Consider the following 16,911-nt stretch of genomic DNA (forward strand, 5'->3'; position numbering starts at 1 on the left):
GAACGCCGCGCACGCCTTTCCACTACCGCCGATAAATCATGTCCCTCTTCTCAGCAGTCGAGCTTGCCCCCCGTGATCCGATTCTGGGTCTGAACGAAGCCTTCAATGCCGATCCGCGCAGCACCAAGGTCAATCTCGGCGTGGGCGTGTATTTCAACGAAGAAGGCAAGATTCCGCTCTTGCGCGCCGTCCGTGAGGCCGAAAAAGCCCGCGTCGAACTGGCCGCGCCGCGGGGATATCTGCCCATGGAAGGCATTGCCGCTTACGACGCGGCCGTTCAAAAACTGCTGCTTGGCAACGATTCCCCCCTGATCGCGGAGGGTCGCGTGATCACGGCCCAGGCACTCGGCGGAACCGGCGCGCTGAAGATTGGCGCTGACTTCCTGAAGCGCCTCAACCCGGCAGGCAAGGTCGCCATTAGCGACCCGAGCTGGGAGAACCATCGCGCGTTGTTCGAGTACGCCGGTTTCGAAGTCCTGAACTATCCGTACTACGACGCAGCCACGCACGGCGTGAAGTTCGAGGCCATGCTCGAAGCGTTCAACAGCTATCCGGCAGGTACGGTTGTCGTGCTGCACGCGTGCTGCCACAACCCGACCGGCGTCGATCTTACCCCGGCGCAGTGGGAACAAGTCGTGGCAACGGTCAAGGCACGCTCGCTGGTGCCATTCCTCGACATCGCGTATCAGGGCTTCGGCGAAAACATCGACGCCGATGCAGCAGCCGTGCGCCTGTTCGCCAAGGCCGACATCAACATCTTCGTGTCGTCGTCTTTCTCCAAGTCGTTCTCGCTGTACGGCGAGCGCGTCGGCGCACTGTCGATCATCACGAGCGGCAAGGAAGAAGCTGCCCGCGTGCTGTCGCAACTCAAGCGCGTGATCCGCACCAACTATTCGAACCCGCCAACCCACGGCGGGTCGGTAGTCGCCGCCGTGCTCGCTTCGCCGGAACTGCGCGCGACGTGGGAGCAGGAACTTGGCGAGATGCGCGACCGGATCCGCGCAATGCGCAATGGCCTGGTCGAGCAGATCAAGGCAGCGGGAGTCGAACGCGACTTCAGCTTTGTGAACAAGCAACGCGGCATGTTCTCGTACTCCGGACTGACCGCACCGCAAGTCGATCGCCTGCGTGAAGAGTTTGGCATCTACGCAGTAAGCACGGGCCGGATCTGCGTGGCTGCACTGAACACCCGTAACCTCGAAGTCGTGGCAAACGCTATTGCAGCCGTGCTGAAGTAAGTTCTTTGCACGCCCCTGAAACGGCGCTCCTTGTGGGCGCCGTTTTTTATGCTGCGCGGCCGTGCTAGCGCCCGTCGCGGTGGATATCGTGGGTGATGAAGCCGGAATCATTCTGCGGCATATCCAGCCAGTCACGATGGCCGAGCGTGCCACGAATGTCAGTGAGTCCGCTTGCCCAATGCTCCTGCATTGTCGACAACCCAAACTGATAGTCCTTGTAGTGCCCCTCGAACTCCTTGTGCCTGTAAATAAGGTGAATCACGTTGTAGCGCTTCGAGCACGCAAGTTCTTCCGCGGCCTTGCACCACGGATCGCTGTTTCGAACGTCTACCGGTACTTTCTCGAGCACTTCCCTCAAGACATTCCGAAATCGCTGCGAACGTTGCATGGTGTCGGTGACGAGCCGCGTGCGGCTGGAATACTGGACATCCTTCACCCGCCCCATTACGTCGACAATGCTGTCTGGCACCGGGCCTTTCGCGCTCCACAAGTCGACCTGGAACGCGAGCGTGTCGCGACGCGGCGTGGCCTGTGCAATCTCATAGAGCGGCGTATTCGACATGAGCCCGCCATCCCAGAAATACTCGCCATCAATTTCGACCGCAGCGAATCCTGGTGGCAGCGCGCCGGACGCCATGAAATGTTCCGCACGCAGTTTCATGCGCGTGTTGTCGAAGTACGCAAAGTTCCCGGTTGCCACATTAACGGCGCCCACCGATACCCGCGTTTCCCGCGAGTTGATCCGGTCGAAATCGCAAAGCTGTTCGAGCGTTGCCTTCAACGGCCGTGTGTCATAGAAACTGGCCGTGGCGGGGTCGCCCGCTGCCAACGGCGACGGCGGCGGAAACCGCGGCACGAAAAATCCCTTCTGGCCTTCCACCAGCGCGCTCGCCGCCTGCATCGCGGTGAAGGCCTTGCGAATTTCATCGGTGGAATTAAAGAATGCATGCTCGACGAATGCCGGCAACGGCGGCATGAAAGCCGGCTGGCAGATTGTTTCCCAAAATTCGAGCAGGCGCGGCACCCTGTTCTCCGGCGCATTCCCCGCGATGATTGCCGTGTTCAACGCGCCGATGGAGATCCCGGCAATCCAGTTCGGATGAATCCCCGCTTCGTTCAATCCCTGATAAACGCCACCCTGATAGGCGCCGAGCGCCCCGCCTCCTTGCAGCATCAACGCAATGGTTTCGTATGGCGGCAACTTGATCGCCCTCGCCGTATCCGGGCTGGGCGACGCCGCTGCTTCCGTTGGTCCTGCAAGATCAAGCGAAGTCACTTCGCGGGGCTCTTTCATTACCTTCGAGCGCTTTGACCCTGCACGCGCGTTGACACTGTTCGTCCGTTCTGCCATTGAAACTCCTGTTGACGTGTTCTACGTCCGGGCGCCGACGCTTGCTTGCTCCAGGACAATAAGACCATGCAACGCCGCGTCAATCAACCTTCTGCACACGTCATAGCCCATTCGGCCGGCTTTTCGACCCTGCGCAATCCTCGTAGTCTTTACCCCACGGACAATCCCCATCGCCACGTGAAGTGTGAAAACCGATTAAGCTTTGAGACCCGATTCGCACCACAAGAAACCCTAAACTGGAGATACCGCATATGAACTATCGTCGGCTGGGACGTTCTGGCTTGCAGGTCAGTGAATTGTCGATTGGCTCGTGGGTGACTTACGGCACTCAGGTCGATCACCGGGTCGCACGCGAGTCGCTTGCGGCGGCGCGGGATCACGGAGTCAGTTTCTTCGATAACGCTGAGGTCTATTCCAAAGGCGGGTCCGAGGAAATCATGGGCCGCGCGCTGAAGGAACTTGCCTGGCCACGCGTGAGCTATGTGGTGTCCACGAAATTTTTCTTCGGGCTCAACGACGGTGCGAACCAGCATCAGACGCTCAATCGCAAATACCTGCATAACGCTATCGACGGATCGCTTGCACGGCTGCAACTCGATTACGTCGATCTCGTGTTCTGCCATCGTCCAGATCCGCATACGCCCATAGAGGAAACCGTCTGGGCAATGAGTGACATCATCGCGCGCGGCAAGGCCTTGTACTGGGGCACGTCCGAATGGAGCGCCGACGAGATTCGCAGCGCCCATGACATTGCCGAGCGGCATCATCTGCACAAACCCGTGATGGAACAGCCTGAGTACAACCTGCTGCATCGCACGCGTGTCGAGCAGGAATACAAGCGGCTCTACGAGGACATTGGACTCGGCCTGACTACGTGGAGCCCGCTCGCTTCCGGCTTGCTGACCGGCAAGTATAGAGACGGAGTTCCCTCCAATAGCCGCGCGCAATTGCAGGGTTACGAATGGTTATCGAAAAAACTCACGGACAAAGGAGCGAACAACATTGTCGGGAGACTCGCCGAAGTTTCTGATCAGCTCGGTTGTTCGCTCGCGCAACTGTCCCTTGCATGGATCCTGCTGAATCCGCATGTCAGCACGGTCATTACCGGCGCGTCACGCGTCGAACAGATTCACGAAAACATGAAAGCGATCGATGTCGTAAAAAAGATCACGCCCGAGATCAAGGCGCGGATGGAGGAGATCGTTGGCGACGCGTTCGTGTGAGCGCGGCGGGAAGCGGCATGCGGGTCGGCTACAATAGCGACCCCGCCGGCGTGTAAACGTAATGCACCTGACGCAATGCATCTCGACCGGTATTTATCCGGCTGGCTCGGCCCGCTCCTTCTCGTTTTTCGTCTCCGCTCATTCATCGCCATGCTTAGTTATCGACACGCCTTTCATGCAGGCAACCACGCAGACGTGCTGAAACACGCGATCGTCGTGCAGTTGCTGCAATACCTTGGCCAGAAGGACAAGGCGTTCTGGTATATCGATACACATGCCGGGGCCGGCGTGTATTCGCTCGCTGATGGTTACGCGACAAAAACGGGTGAGTTCGAAACGGGCATAGCCAAGCTTTGGGGCAAGCGAGATCTTCCCGGACTGCTCAAGGATTACGTCAAGGAAGTCAAAGCCCTCAACGCGGACGGGACGCTGCAGTTCTATCCCGGTTCGCCCTACCTTGCATGGCGAACCATGCGCGAACAAGACCGGATGCGCCTGTTCGAGCTGCATTCCACCGAAATCGATGTGTTGCGCCACAATTTCCGCGATGCCGGCCGCCGCGCGATGCTTTTCGAAGGCGACGGCTTCGAAGGCATTCTCAAGCTTCTTCCGCCGCCGCCGCGCCGTGCTTTGGTGCTAATTGATCCGTCGTACGAGGACAAACGCGATTACGCGCGTACGCTGAATTGCCTTGAGGAAAGCCTCAAACGGTTTGCAAACGGGACTTATGCAGTATGGTATCCGCAAGTGACGCGGCTGGAGTCGCAGCGTTTCGCCGATCAGTTGAAGCGCGTCCAGCCGAAGAACTGGCTGCATGCTTCATTGACCGTAAGCAAGCCGCCGGTCGATGGTTTTGGCTTGTTTGGCAGCGGTATGTTTATCGTGAATCCGCCGTACACCTTGGCCGGCGAGCTGAAACAGGCGCTCCCCTATCTGGTCGATACGCTCGGCCAAGACAGTAAGGCGTCGTTCAAGCTCGAGCACAAGGGCGATTGAGAAACGCTGCATTCGCTATTCCACCGAAGTGACGGAGCCTGTCGCCGTGTGCGGATCAGATGAACGCGATACGGCCTTTGGTCCGAATCCCGCATTTTTTGAGGCAGTCGCGGGATCGGTTGCGGCGGACGTTGGCGCTGCGGGTATAGGCTGCGCTCGCGGTTGAGCCCGAGGTTGTTCGGACGACTGCGATTGAGTGCGGGATTGCGATTCGACCTGCGGCGGCGGTTGCAACCGCGTTTGAGATTGCGCTCGGGTGGTCGGTTGCTGAGACTGCGGTTCCGGTTGTGCCTGAGATCGAGTAGCCGCCGGCACGCCGTATAACCCGCCGGAATGTGACCCGGAAGAGCGCAGCCCACGACCGCGCCCCGACCCCGCAGAACCTGACTGAGGTTGGATTGCAGGCGAGATGCCATAGCCTTGAGCACCGGCGTACCCGCCTGGTTGCACTTCAATGTACGGAGAAATTACAACCGGCTGCTGCCCCTGCTGCGGTACTTCCGGCAGCGAACCGAGCGGGCGCGCCGGAACCATGCCCGATTCGTTCAGTGGCCCCGTCTGTAGGACCGTACCACCAGCGCCACTATGGATCCCTGTTTGTGTGTCCAAGATGAGCGGCCGACCTCCTGGCTGTGCAAAGACGTCCGCTGGCATTGTGCTGAAAACCAGCATCGCGCCGGCCAGGGCTGCGCATCTGATCCACGTCTGTTTTGAACTCATGGCGCCCCGCGTCAAATTATGATTGTTGATACGCCTCAAAGAACTCGTTCATATCATATGAAAGCGCTTTACCTTACCGCGATGGTAAGCCTTAGGCTAGCCTTCCCGGCTCGATAACTTACGGAGATTTAATGACATTCCAGAAACCGATCATTACTGGTATTGCTGCGGTTGCGGCGTGCATCGCTGTGTCGATGCCGACAGCTTTTGCGCAGGCTCCGGCATCCGCTGGATCAATGGCTGGCATGGACATGTCGGCAACGAAGAACGCCCCGGGGAACGAGGCAACGAAAGCATTTCAGGCAGCCGACCAGTCAATGATGTCGGGTATGTCAGGCATCGAGTACACCGGAAATGCGGACCACGATTTCGTCGCCCACATGATTCCCCATCATCAGGGAGCGGTTGCTATGGCCAAAGTCGAATTGAGGTATGGGAAAGACGCGAAGTTGCGCGCACTGGCGAAGGAAATTATCGCGTCGCAGGACAAGGAAATCACGTTCATGAAGCAGTGGCTCGCGGCTCATCCACAGAGCAAGTGACTGCCGCCACCGAGAAATGACAAAGCCCCGCATGCGGGGCCTTTTCAGTCTTCAACCGGATACCGGTCGGAATTTACAGCGAATAACCTTCGGTTTCCAGCGAACGGATGCGCTTTTCAAGCTGGACGATATCTGACGACTGAGCCAGATATTCCTCGCGACGATTACGTTCGGCGGTTTCAAACCAGATGCTGACTTTTTCGAGCAGGAATGCAAACATGATTTTTCTCCAAGGATTTCAATGAATCCCCGGCGGTTCGGGTCAGGGATATCCCTCAAAAGGGTTAACCCGAATTATAGATGAACCGGCATCCGAGTGTTAGTGAAATGCCTGCATTGGGTGCATTCTTTTTTGGAATGGTGCATGCACCGATACCGATCAACCAACTGATTCTTATAAGTTTTTCGCTGTAGCCCGAAACTTCCAGCTAAATTTGCACCAATATAGTTCTTTGCAAAAGGAAGAATTGTAAATTTTGCACCAACTCGAATCAACCTGCGAGCCGTTCCAGGATAGGGCAATCTGGTCGCTCATCGCCATGGCAATTGACAGCGAGATGAGCCAACGTATCGCGCATGACGGTGAGCTCTGCAATTCGTCTATCCAGTTCCGCGACGTGTTCGAGCGCGATTGCTTTCACCTCTGCGCTAGCTCGTTTTCGGTCTTGCCACAAAGCCAGGAGCTTTCGAATGTCTTCAACAAGAAAGCCGAGTCGGCGTGCCTGCCGCACAAATTTGAGCGCGTGGATTTCATGCGTTCCGTACACGCGATACCCGGACGTTGCTCGCCCCACAGGCGGCAAGAGCCCGACGCTTTCGTAGTATCGAATCATTTTGGCGGTTACGCCCGACGCGCGCGCGGCTTCACCTATGTTCATAGTCAAGCTCCAAAACTTTATTTCAACTGTACACCTTCCAACGATAGGAAGGTATAGCATGTCTCGTTTCAGAAACTCAACATGGGAATAGACGTGACTGAATTTCAAGTAGAAGGCATGAGCTGCCAGCATTGCGTCGCGGCAGTAACGCGCTCGATTCATGAAATCGATGCCGATGCAAAAGTGCAGGTCGATCTTGAACACGGGAAAGTGATCGTTGCGTCGACCGAGACTATCGACGCGCTCAGAGAAGCCATTGATGAAGCCGGTTACACAGTTCTCTCGGCAAAAACCGAATGATCAGCGAAAGCGCTGACTTCAAAGTCGCCGTGATTGGCGCTTCCGGGCTACTTGGGCGCGCGATTTCGGACGAGCTTGCCCGGCAGACGCGATGGCAAGTGGTTAAAACAGCATTTCGTCGCGGCAACGCGACGACCGTCATTCTCGATATCCGCGACGAAGCCGCTGTGCGGCGGTTTATCGCTGAGCAGAATCCTAGTGCCATTGTGATAACCGCGGCCGAGCGGCGACCGGATATTTGCGAAAGCGACCTCTCGCTTGCAAAGGCATTAAATGTGGATGCGTTGCGTTTCATTGGAACGGTCGCTCGGGAAATCGGAGCGTGGACACTTTCGATTTCCACCGACTATGTCTTCGATGGCACTCAACCGCCCTACCATCCCGACGATGTACCGAACCCACTCAACGCGTACGGTCTTAGCAAGCTCGAGGGAGAGCGTGTGTTGATGCGAACAAGCGCGCGATCTTGCGTTGTACGTCTCCCGCTGCTCTACGGACCAGTCGTAGACTGGAGCGAATCCGCAGTAACCAGTTTGGTGCCAGCTATCATGAAATCAACGGGCGAAGACGCGCCAGCGACTATGGATGCCTGGGCGACACGTTATCCGACCTTCACGCCGGACGTCGCAGTTGTGGTTCGGCAGTTATTGGAACGCTGCGAATCCGGTACGCCTGTCAATGGCGTGATGCATTGGTCTGGCGATGAGCCGATGACAAAGTATGACATCGCTGCTTGTATCGCCCGAAAGTTAGGCGTTGAAGCCAAGCTTCATCCTCAATATGCACCGGTCGATGCTACGCCTCGCCCGAAGGACTGCCACTTGGCCTCGGATGTATTGGAATCGATGGGTATGGGTCGCAGAACGCCATTCGAAACCGGGATTTGCACGGTGATACAAAACTGGCCGGAACCTACAATCGTATGGTAGCTGCGTGATTTATCGAGTTTTGCGCTGATGCACGCTTTCAACCCGGAGACCTGGAAGCTCGCACAGTTGCGCGACATCTGCGCATTAAATCGGAACCGTAAACGCAAAAACCCCACCGAGTTGGGTGGGGTTTTAGCGTTTATGCTGAGTGTATCTCAGCGAATGGGGAGCCTGACGATTACCTACTTTCACACGGGAATCCGCACTATCATTGGCGTGGAGTCGTTTCACGGTCCTGTTCGGGATGGGAAGGGGTGGTACCAACTCGCTATGGTCATCAGGCATAAAGGGGTGTTGTATCGGTTTTCTGGTCGATACAACCAATCTGGGGAAGAAGTAGTCGAGTTCGCTTGTTGAGCGCCTCGTGGTTACTGATGCTGCTTGGGGTTGTGGTTGTTACTGGCACAACATGATCTCAACCCGAGCGGTTCTGGCTACGGCATTGGCAGCCGAAACACACTGGTTATAGGATCAAGCCTTACGGGCAATTAGTATCAGTTAGCTTAATGCATTACTGCACTTCCACACCTGACCTATCAACGTCCTGGTCTAGAACGACCCTTCAAGGAGCTTAAAGCTCCAGGGATATCTCATCTCAAGGCGAGTTTCCCGCTTAGATGCTTTCAGCGGTTATCTCTTCCGAACATAGCTACCCGGCGATGCCACTGGCGTGACAACCGGTACACCAGAGGTTCGTCCACTCCGGTCCTCTCGTACTAGGAGCAGCCCCCTTCAAATATCCAACGCCCACGGCAGATAGGGACCAAACTGTCTCACGACGTTTTAAACCCAGCTCACGTACCTCTTTAAATGGCGAACAGCCATACCCTTGGGACCGGCTACAGCCCCAGGATGAGATGAGCCGACATCGAGGTGCCAAACACCGCCGTCGATATGAACTCTTGGGCGGTATCAGCCTGTTATCCCCAGAGTACCTTTTATCCGTTGAGCGATGGCCCTTCCATACAGAACCACCGGATCACTATGACCTGCTTTCGCACCTGCTCGACTTGTCGGTCTCGCAGTTAAGCACGCTTATGCCATTGCACTATCAGCACGATTTCCGACCGTACCTAGCGTACCTTCGTACTCCTCCGTTACACTTTGGGAGGAGACCGCCCCAGTCAAACTGCCTACCATGCACTGTCCCCGACCCGGATCACGGGCCAAGGTTAGAACCTCAAACAAACCAGGGTGGTATTTCAAGGACGGCTCCACCGAAACTAGCGTTCCGGTTTCATAGCCTCCCACCTATCCTACACAGATCGGTTCAAAGTCCAATGCAAAGCTACAGTAAAGGTTCATGGGGTCTTTCCGTCTAGCCGCGGGGAGATTGCATCATCACAAACACTTCAACTTCGCTGAGTCTCGGGAGGAGACAGTGTGGCCATCGTTACGCCATTCGTGCAGGTCGGAACTTACCCGACAAGGAATTTCGCTACCTTAGGACCGTTATAGTTACGGCCGCCGTTTACCGGGACTTCAATCAAGAGCTTGCACCCCATCATTTAATCTTCCGGCACCGGGCAGGCGTCACACCCTATACGTCCACTTTCGTGTTTGCAGAGTGCTGTGTTTTTATTAAACAGTCGCAGCCACCAGTTTATTGCAACCCCTTCACCCTTTGCGCGCAGGCGCATCAAGCTACAGGGGCGTACCTTATCCCGAAGTTACGGTACCAATTTGCCGAGTTCCTTCTCCCGAGTTCTCTCAAGCGCCTTAGAATACTCATCTCGCCCACCTGTGTCGGTTTGCGGTACGGTCTTGTTAAACTGAAGCTTAGAGGCTTTTCTTGGAACCACTTCCGATTGCTTCTTCACCGAAGTGAATGGCCTCGCACCCTTGAATTCCGCGCCCGGATTTGCCTAAGCGCCTTCTCCAATGCAAGGACCGGGACTTCCAACACCCGGACAACCTTCCGCGATCCGTCCCCCCATCGCATTTAACAATGGTGCAGGAATATTAACCTGCTTCCCATCAGCTACGCATTTCTGCCTCGCCTTAGGGGCCGACTCACCCTACGCCGATGAACGTTGCGTAGGAAACCTTGGGCTTACGGCGAGGGGGCTTTTCACCCCCTTTATCGCTACTCATGTCAGCATTCGCACTTCCGATACCTCCAGCACACTTTTCAATGCACCTTCACAGGCTTACGGAACGCTCTCCTACCATGCATATAAATATGCATCCGCAGCTTCGGTATATTGCTTAGCCCCGTTACATCTTCCGCGCAGGACGACTCGATCAGTGAGCTATTACGCTTTCTTTAAAGGGTGGCTGCTTCTAAGCCAACCTCCTGACTGTTTTAGCCTTCCCACTTCGTTTCCCACTTAGCAATATTTGGGGACCTTAGCTGGCGGTCTGGGTTGTTTCCCTCTTGACACCGGACGTTAGCACCCGATGTCTGTCTCCCGTGATTGCACTCTTCGGTATTCGGAGTTTGCTATGGCGTAGTAATCCGCAATGGACCCCACAACCATGACAGTGCTCTACCCCCGAAGGTGATACACGAGGCACTACCTAAATAGTTTTCGGAGAGAACCAGCTATTTCCAAGTTTGTTTAGCCTTTCACCCCTATCCACAGCTCATCCCCTAATTTTTCAACATTAGTGGGTTCGGTCCTCCAGTACGTGTTACCGCACCTTCAACCTGGCCATGGATAGATCACTTGGTTTCGGGTCTACGCCCAGCAACTGAGACGCCCTATTCGGACTCGCTTTCGCTACGCCTGCCTTAATCAGTTAAGCTTGCTACTGAACGTAAGTCGCTGACCCATTATACAAAAGGTACGCCGTCACCCCTTTCAAGGCTCCGACTGTTTGTATGCATGCGGTTTCAGGATCTATTTCACTCCCCTCCCGGGGTTCTTTTCGCCTTTCCCTCACGGTACTGGTTCACTATCGGTCGATCACGAGTATTTAGCCTTGGAGGATGGTCCCCCCATCTTCAGACAGGATTTCACGTGTCCCGCCCTACTTGTCGTACCCCTAGTTCCACATCGCTGTTTTCGCCTACAGGGCTATCACCTGCTATGGCCGCACTTTCCAGAGCGTTCGGCTAACAATGATGCTAAAAGGTACAGGCTGATCCCATTTCGCTCGCCACTACTTTGGGAATCTCGGTTGATTTCTTTTCCTGCGGTTACTTAGATGTTTCAGTTCACCGCGTTCGCTTCACTGGAGCTATGTATTCACTCCAGGATGACCCATACGGGCCGGGTTTCCCCATTCGGACATCTTCGGATCAAAGCTCGTTTGCCAGCTCCCCGAAGCTTTTCGCAGGCTACCGCGTCCTTCATCGCCTGTGATCGCCAAGGCATCCACCACATGCACTTGTTCGCTTGACCCTATAACGAGTGTGTCTCTCAACACGCGCGCCATAGGTTGAGTATTCGTGTTGCGCCGTATTCCAAGCCATCTCTCGATAACTTTTCATACATTGATACAATCACAACCCTGATTCACCTACTCATACACCCATCTCTAAGTGTATTTTCGTGAATCTCTTTACTACTTCTTCCAGATTGTTAAAGAACGACAGCACGACTTTAAGCGCTATGCTTAAAACCGCTTACTGACTGGCTCAATCGCCAATGCGTATTTTTCACACGACACCGCAAGCACTTTTCTGCTCACAGGTATAAAAAATCTGCGTTGGTGATTGGTGGAGGATGACGGGATCGAACCGACGACCCCCTGCTTGCAAAGCAGGTGCTCTCCCAGCTGAGCTAATCCCCCCGTACCTTGATGCTGAAGGGTCCGTCATTCCTCTTTTATGACGCTTAACGCATTCGTTAATCATCACTCAAGCGAATCATGGTGGGTCTGGTTGGATTCGAACCAACGACCCCCGCCTTATCAAGACGGTGCTCTAACCAACTGAGCTACAGACCCTTAGCCTGTCTTCTTACAGCCGATAAGCGTGAGCACTTCAGTGCTTTGTTCAAAGCGTTGAGCTCGAGAAAGGAGGTGATCCAGCCGCACCTTCCGATACGGCTACCTTGTTACGACTTCACCCCAGTCATGAATCCTACCGTGGTGACCGTCCTCCTTGCGGTTAGACTAGCCACTTCTGGTAAAACCCACTCCCATGGTGTGACGGGCGGTGTGTACAAGACCCGGGAACGTATTCACCGCGGCATGCTGATCCGCGATTACTAGCGATTCCAGCTTCACGTAGTCGAGTTGCAGACTACGATCCGGACTACGATCGGTTTTCTGGGATTAGCTCCCCCTCACGGGTTGGCAGCCCTCTGTTCCGACCATTGTATGACGTGTGAAGCCCTACCCATAAGGGCCATGAGGACTTGACGTCATCCCCACCTTCCTCCGGTTTGTCACCGGCAGTCTCCTTAGAGTGCTCTTGCGTAGCAACTAAGGACAAGGGTTGCGCTCGTTGCGGGACTTAACCCAACATCTCACGACACGAGCTGACGACAGCCATGCAGCACCTGTGTATCGGTTCTCTTTCGAGCACCCCAGCCTTTCAGCCAGGTTCCGACCATGTCAAGGGTAGGTAAGGTTTTTCGCGTTGCATCGAATTAATCCACATCATCCACCGCTTGTGCGGGTCCCCGTCAATTCCTTTGAGTTTTAATCTTGCGACCGTACTCCCCAGGCGGTCAACTTCACGCGTTAGCTACGTTACTAAGGAAATGAATCCCCAACAACTAGTTGACATCGTTTAGGGCGTGGACTACCAGGGTATCTAATCCTGTTTGCTCCCCACGCTTTCGTGCATGAGCGTCAGTATTGGCCCAGGGGGCTGCCTTCGCCATCGGTATTCCTCCACATCTCTACGCATTTCACTGCTACACGTGGAATTCTACCCCCCTCTGCCATACTCTAGCTCGCCAGTCACAAATGCAGTTCCCAGGTTAAGCCCGGGGATTTCACATCTGTCTTAACGAACCGCCTGCGCACGCTTTACGCCCAGTAATTCCGATTAACGCTCGCACCCTACGTATTACCGCGGCTGCTGGCACGTAGTTAGCCGGTGCTTATTCTTCCGGTACCGTCATCCCCCCACTGTATTAGAGCGAAGGTTTTCTTTCCGGACAAAAGTGCTTTACAACCCGAAGGCCTTCTTCACACACGCGGCATTGCTGGATCAGGGTTGCCCCCATTGTCCAAAATTCCCCACTGCTGCCTCCCGTAGGAGTCTGGGCCGTGTCTCAGTCCCAGTGTGGCTGGTCGTCCTCTCAGACCAGCTACAGATCGTCGCCTTGGTAGGCCTTTACCCCACCAACTAGCTAATCTGCCATCGGCCGCCCCTATAGCGCGAGGCCTTTCGGTCCCCCGCTTTCTTCCGTAGATCGTATGCGGTATTAATCCGGCTTTCGCCGGGCTATCCCCCACTACAGGACACGTTCCGATGTATTACTCACCCGTTCGCCACTCGCCACCAGGGTTGCCCCCGTGCTGCCGTTCGACTTGCATGTGTAAGGCATGCCGCCAGCGTTCAATCTGAGCCAGGATCAAACTCTTCAGTTCAATGCCTGTTACTGTTTTCTATTCTTCCGAATAGGTCGCTCACTCAACGTACTGACAAGTTCCTCCCATCTTCCGGTTACCCGAAAGACGCTCAAAACCTACCTTAATACTAGTGTGAGACTTGATACTTTCGCTTCACGGCAGCATCTCCCGAAAAACCCCGGAAAACACCACCACACCCCAAAGCAAACCACCAAGCGCCCACACTTATCGGCTGTTAGTTTTTAAAGAACATCGCCAAAACACCAGCATTCCAACCTTCAGAACACCGCCGCTTTCGCGTCGCTGCGTTTGCAGCACAGAAATGAGATTATGTAGAACTCTTCGCTTTACGTCAACAGGTTTCTTACTCAACCCCTGACTTCCGATTTTGCTGCAACGCCCGTCCTGCTTGGCTCTGCGGCATCCTCTGTTGCGCTGCGGCTCCTGCACTTTCTCGCTTCCCTTCGCCTCGTCGTGAAGCGAAGGAACGGAATTCTAGTGCCCGTTTCAACTCAGCGCAAGTCCTTCAGCAAAAGAATTTTAACGATGCCTGCATCCGTGCTCGCTACGCCGGTGACTCGGCCGGATAAAGCGCTGGGCGCATTACGGCTCAAGTCGACACATAGCGACTACAATCAAAGGTTCTTTGCACCTAATGAATGCCTCCTATGCGCTCGCGAATCGCCAAACGACTCCCCCCTGACGCCGAAAAGCTTGTCGGCCTCTCGCTCTCGCTGTTTGCGTCGGGCAGCCGTATTGAAGACCGGTTTTGGGAAGCACGCCTCGATACGCTTCTCGCAAAAATTGTCCGCAATGGAAACCAGACCGCGCTCGACGCGGCGCTTGACCACCTGCAACTAAAATTTCCCGATGCCTACGGCGCGCTTGCCGACATGGCCGAAACGCAGAGCGAATCGTTCGCCATCGAGATTGACGGCGTTGCCCATGACGCGCTCCTCATCGCAGCGCCGGTACTCGCGTGGACGCGATATTCCATCCCGTCTGGCCCTTTGAAAACCGACGTGGCGGATGCGTTGCGCACCCAGTTGCAGGCCCACGTACTGGCAGATGGCGCCAAGGTTGCGGTGTCGCCGTACCTTTACAGTATCGATCAGTTGCCCCGTCATCATGTGGAAACGTCCCGCGTTGCGCAGCAACTGATCCAGAGCGTGCTCGGCCAGGCACCCGCTCGGGGGAACCTGGCCGATCTGCCGGAGACGTCGCCGATCCTGGCCGACCCGCGCTTTTTGCTTGCAATGGCAATCGTACCTGCCGGCTCGGCGCTCTTCCGCTGGCAAGAGGAGACGAACGGCGTTCGGGTCGAACGCGGCCAATGCCTCGAACATTGGACAACCCAGGGCGGAGCAACTTTCGCGGCCATCTTGCCGGGCTGCGAATTCGAGTGCCTGTTGCCCGACGCTTACTATTCGGCATGCCGCGACGCCGATGAACAGGTTCGTCCACACTCCGTGCGCACCGCCGTTCGCTATCTCTTCGATACGCTCGGGACTGCACCGGACGAGCTGCGCGCGGTCATCGCCGGTTTTGGCGAGCAGCGCATCGACGAATATCGAGTTGGATTTACCCGGCGCGGCAGCAATGACGTGATTTATGGCGTCGTGTGGCCGCTCTATGGCCGGGAGAATGGCGAAACCGGACCGGCAGAAGACGCGGCGGAACTCGAAGGCGCGGACGGACCCGTTGAAGCAATTGTTGCGTTGCTGAAACGGTCGGGCGTGACGGATGTTCGGCGACACTCCGGCCGCTTTGAACCTGAATATTGCGAGGACTGCGGCGTACCGTTGTATGCCGATCCACTAGGCGAAATCGTCCATGCAGAAATGCCGGAAGACGCGGAGCCGGCGCAGCCGCATTTTCACTGATTTTGCCAAACGAGACAAAAAATGACGAATCGCTGTCAGTATTAGGGGAAACCGGATAGCTGAAACCAAATCGCTCTCCGGCAAATCGGCAAAATGCCGCTCCAATCAATGTTGGAGCGGCATTTTTTTGTGTGCATTCACCGATTTACGCATAACTGTGCCGAACTGGAATCCGTAAGCCAAAAAATACACATGCCCTTCTGTGACCCGCCAAGTCGCGCAGTTAATCGGATTTATCTCATCCGGTCTTGCTCCATTAGCCTCATTTTAAGAAAAATGCGGTATCACCAGACGATCTTCAGATAAATACGGGACACGTCCGTGGCATTTGCGATTTTATGAGATATGCCTATGCCATTCGATCAGGGCGCATTTTTCGCTGCAATTAGTCATGATGGGTTTTAGCCGCATATCGTCCGTTTATTAATAAAACGGGCATCGCGCCGGATCCATATCATTAGAGGCAGACATGAAATTCACCATAGTTAATTCGGAAGCTGAACGTCGCGAGGGATTAAAGGCGCTGTTGCGACATATAGACCGGCGGGCTCGCTTCAACGAGGCGAAAGACTGGCGGCAAGCTGCCAGTGCGGTCCTGCGACTCGAGCCGGACATGATCGTGATCGACTGGCATAAAGCCATGCGCATGGCAGACCTGCGGATGCTGCTGGAGGCTTTTCCGAAAATTCCAGCGGCCATTGTTGTGGATGAAGCATCGACAACTCAGGTCCGCTTGTTTCTCGCCGCTGGAGTGCGAGGCGTAGTGCCACGCAAGCTTGATCCGACGCTGATCGTGCGTGCGCTGGAAATGGTCCTGCTCGGTGGTTACTACGTGCCTGCGAACGCGCTGGATCCCGAACTGGAATCCGTTTCGGATACACGCCGCGAGTCTGAGCCAAAAGAATTCCGAAAGGGATTGAAGCGGTTCAATACGCTGTCTTTGCGCCAGCAACAAATCATGCGGTGCGTCCATATGGGAAGCACGAACAAGATCATCGCAAAGACTTTGGGAATCAGCGAGGGCACGGTGAAAATCCACCTTGGCAGCATCTTCCAGCAACTCGGCGCACCCAATCGCGCGGCTGCTGTAGCGATTTACAACGGCTGGCAGAACCGTCATCTCGAGGTGCTGAAGCGGGAAGCTGACGCTTCGCCGCGGCCGTCGCTTGGCGATGCGGGGGTTATACCGTTGCGAGCGCCAGCATCGACTTATTCACCGCTTCCGGAGATGGAGGAGCATTTGATGCCAATGGCCGCTCAACCGTTACCACCTTTTGGCGACTGAATAATCACAAAGTGAGGCGTGGGCGCAACGCGCAAGTCGGCGCGTTGCGCCCGTGAAACCACGCTGGCACAGTCAATGCACACGTTTTCGG

General features: G+C 55.4%; 11 protein-coding genes, 2 tRNA genes and 3 rRNA genes. 8 read left to right on the forward strand and 8 right to left on the reverse strand.

The window, feature by feature from the left end; translation table 11 throughout:
• The first annotated feature begins 38 nt into the window (after positions 1-38).
• Positions 39-1,238, forward strand: coding sequence for an amino acid aminotransferase (locus tag ACRWA7_RS27165; protein WP_438393427.1), 1,200 nt, complete (start codon positions 39-41; stop codon positions 1,236-1,238).
• A 64-nt stretch (positions 1,239-1,302) separates the two neighbouring features.
• Here ACRWA7_RS27165 and ACRWA7_RS27170 read toward each other — a convergent pair whose 3' ends face one another.
• Positions 1,303-2,532: a DUF3734 domain-containing protein gene (locus ACRWA7_RS27170; RefSeq protein ID WP_438396800.1), complete on the reverse strand. Its 1,230-nt coding sequence runs from the start codon at positions 2,530-2,532 to the stop codon at positions 1,303-1,305.
• A 308-nt stretch (positions 2,533-2,840) separates the two neighbouring features.
• On the opposite strand from ACRWA7_RS27170, the gene ACRWA7_RS27175 reads away from it, so the two are divergent.
• The 3 genes from ACRWA7_RS27175 (at position 2,841) to copM (ending at position 6,070) form a co-directional block, all read left to right on the forward strand.
• Complete coding sequence (locus tag ACRWA7_RS27175) at positions 2,841-3,812, forward strand: potassium channel beta subunit family protein (RefSeq protein WP_438393429.1); 972 nt, start codon at positions 2,841-2,843, stop codon at positions 3,810-3,812.
• Positions 3,813-3,962: 150 nt separating this feature from the next.
• The gene (locus ACRWA7_RS27180; protein WP_060819278.1) at positions 3,963-4,808 is read left to right on the forward strand and encodes a 23S rRNA (adenine(2030)-N(6))-methyltransferase RlmJ; all 846 of its coding nucleotides are present in this window, start codon (positions 3,963-3,965) and stop codon (positions 4,806-4,808) included.
• Positions 4,809-5,659: 851 nt separating this feature from the next.
• Complete coding sequence (copM, locus tag ACRWA7_RS27185) at positions 5,660-6,070, forward strand: CopM family metallochaperone (protein WP_060819195.1); 411 nt, start codon at positions 5,660-5,662, stop codon at positions 6,068-6,070.
• Positions 6,071-6,143: 73 nt separating this feature from the next.
• Here the strand turns inward: copM and ACRWA7_RS27190 are convergent, their stop codons facing one another.
• Positions 6,144-6,290 carry a DUF3563 family protein gene (locus tag ACRWA7_RS27190; protein ID WP_087882081.1) on the reverse strand — a complete coding sequence of 49 codons (147 nt, stop codon included), beginning with the start codon at positions 6,288-6,290 and terminating at the stop codon, positions 6,144-6,146.
• A gap of 271 nt (positions 6,291-6,561) precedes the next feature.
• Positions 6,562-6,948 (reverse strand): Cu(I)-responsive transcriptional regulator, encoded by a 387-nt coding sequence (gene cueR, locus ACRWA7_RS27195; RefSeq protein ID WP_060819197.1) that lies wholly within the window; start codon positions 6,946-6,948, stop codon positions 6,562-6,564.
• An 81-nt stretch (positions 6,949-7,029) separates the two neighbouring features.
• On the opposite strand from cueR, the gene ACRWA7_RS27200 reads away from it, so the two are divergent.
• Both ACRWA7_RS27200 and ACRWA7_RS27205 read left to right on the forward strand, forming a co-directional pair.
• Positions 7,030-7,248, forward strand: a complete 219-nt coding sequence (locus ACRWA7_RS27200) for a heavy-metal-associated domain-containing protein (RefSeq protein ID WP_060819199.1) — start codon at positions 7,030-7,032, stop codon at positions 7,246-7,248.
• On the forward strand, positions 7,245-8,177 hold the full coding sequence (locus ACRWA7_RS27205; protein WP_438393433.1) for a dTDP-4-dehydrorhamnose reductase family protein: 933 nt from the start codon (positions 7,245-7,247) through the stop codon (positions 8,175-8,177). The genes ACRWA7_RS27200 and ACRWA7_RS27205 overlap by 4 nt, the downstream gene beginning before the upstream one ends.
• A gap of 169 nt (positions 8,178-8,346) precedes the next feature.
• Here the strand turns inward: ACRWA7_RS27205 and rrf are convergent.
• From rrf to ACRWA7_RS27230, 5 genes are all read right to left on the reverse strand, one after another.
• Positions 8,347-8,459 (reverse strand): 5S ribosomal RNA (gene rrf, locus ACRWA7_RS27210).
• 185 nt (positions 8,460-8,644) lie between these two features.
• A 23S ribosomal RNA gene (locus tag ACRWA7_RS27215) occupies positions 8,645-11,524 on the reverse strand.
• Positions 11,525-11,839: 315 nt separating this feature from the next.
• A tRNA-Ala gene (locus ACRWA7_RS27220) sits at positions 11,840-11,915 on the reverse strand.
• Between the two features lie 79 nt (positions 11,916-11,994).
• A tRNA-Ile gene (locus tag ACRWA7_RS27225) sits at positions 11,995-12,071 on the reverse strand.
• Between the two features lie 68 nt (positions 12,072-12,139).
• A 16S ribosomal RNA gene (locus tag ACRWA7_RS27230) occupies positions 12,140-13,670 on the reverse strand.
• The 16S, 23S and 5S rRNA genes sit together here with 2 tRNA genes alongside, the layout of an rRNA operon.
• A 650-nt stretch (positions 13,671-14,320) precedes the next feature.
• Between ACRWA7_RS27230 and ACRWA7_RS27235 the strand changes: the two genes are divergently transcribed.
• Together ACRWA7_RS27235 and ACRWA7_RS27240 are read left to right on the forward strand one after the other, a co-directional pair.
• Positions 14,321-15,535: a DUF2863 family protein gene (locus ACRWA7_RS27235; RefSeq protein ID WP_060858541.1), complete on the forward strand. Its 1,215-nt coding sequence runs from the start codon at positions 14,321-14,323 to the stop codon at positions 15,533-15,535.
• A gap of 469 nt (positions 15,536-16,004) precedes the next feature.
• Positions 16,005-16,820, forward strand: a complete 816-nt coding sequence (locus ACRWA7_RS27240; RefSeq protein ID WP_438393435.1) for a response regulator transcription factor — start codon at positions 16,005-16,007, stop codon at positions 16,818-16,820.
• Positions 16,821-16,911: the final 91 nt, after the last annotated feature.

The sequence above is a fragment of the Caballeronia sp. DA-9 genome, from assembly GCF_051615025.1.
Classification (GTDB): domain Bacteria; phylum Pseudomonadota; class Gammaproteobacteria; order Burkholderiales; family Burkholderiaceae; genus Caballeronia; species Caballeronia sordidicola.

Coding starts and splice junctions, on each gene's coding strand:
- ACRWA7_RS27165 (WP_438393427.1), top strand. CDS start 39: ATGTCCCTCTTCTCAGCAGTCGAGCTTGCCCCCCGTGATCCGATTCTG.
- ACRWA7_RS27170 (WP_438396800.1), bottom strand. CDS start 2,532: ATGAAAGAGCCCCGCGAAGTGACTTCGCTTGATCTTGCAGGACCAACG.
- ACRWA7_RS27175 (WP_438393429.1), top strand. CDS start 2,841: ATGAACTATCGTCGGCTGGGACGTTCTGGCTTGCAGGTCAGTGAATTG.
- ACRWA7_RS27180 (WP_060819278.1), top strand. CDS start 3,963: ATGCTTAGTTATCGACACGCCTTTCATGCAGGCAACCACGCAGACGTG.
- copM (WP_060819195.1), top strand. CDS start 5,660: ATGACATTCCAGAAACCGATCATTACTGGTATTGCTGCGGTTGCGGCG.
- ACRWA7_RS27190 (WP_087882081.1), bottom strand. CDS start 6,290: ATGTTTGCATTCCTGCTCGAAAAAGTCAGCATCTGGTTTGAAACCGCC.
- cueR (WP_060819197.1), bottom strand. CDS start 6,948: ATGAACATAGGTGAAGCCGCGCGCGCGTCGGGCGTAACCGCCAAAATG.
- ACRWA7_RS27200 (WP_060819199.1), top strand. CDS start 7,030: ATGGGAATAGACGTGACTGAATTTCAAGTAGAAGGCATGAGCTGCCAG.
- ACRWA7_RS27205 (WP_438393433.1), top strand. CDS start 7,245: ATGATCAGCGAAAGCGCTGACTTCAAAGTCGCCGTGATTGGCGCTTCC.
- ACRWA7_RS27235 (WP_060858541.1), top strand. CDS start 14,321: ATGCGCTCGCGAATCGCCAAACGACTCCCCCCTGACGCCGAAAAGCTT.
- ACRWA7_RS27240 (WP_438393435.1), top strand. CDS start 16,005: ATGAAATTCACCATAGTTAATTCGGAAGCTGAACGTCGCGAGGGATTA.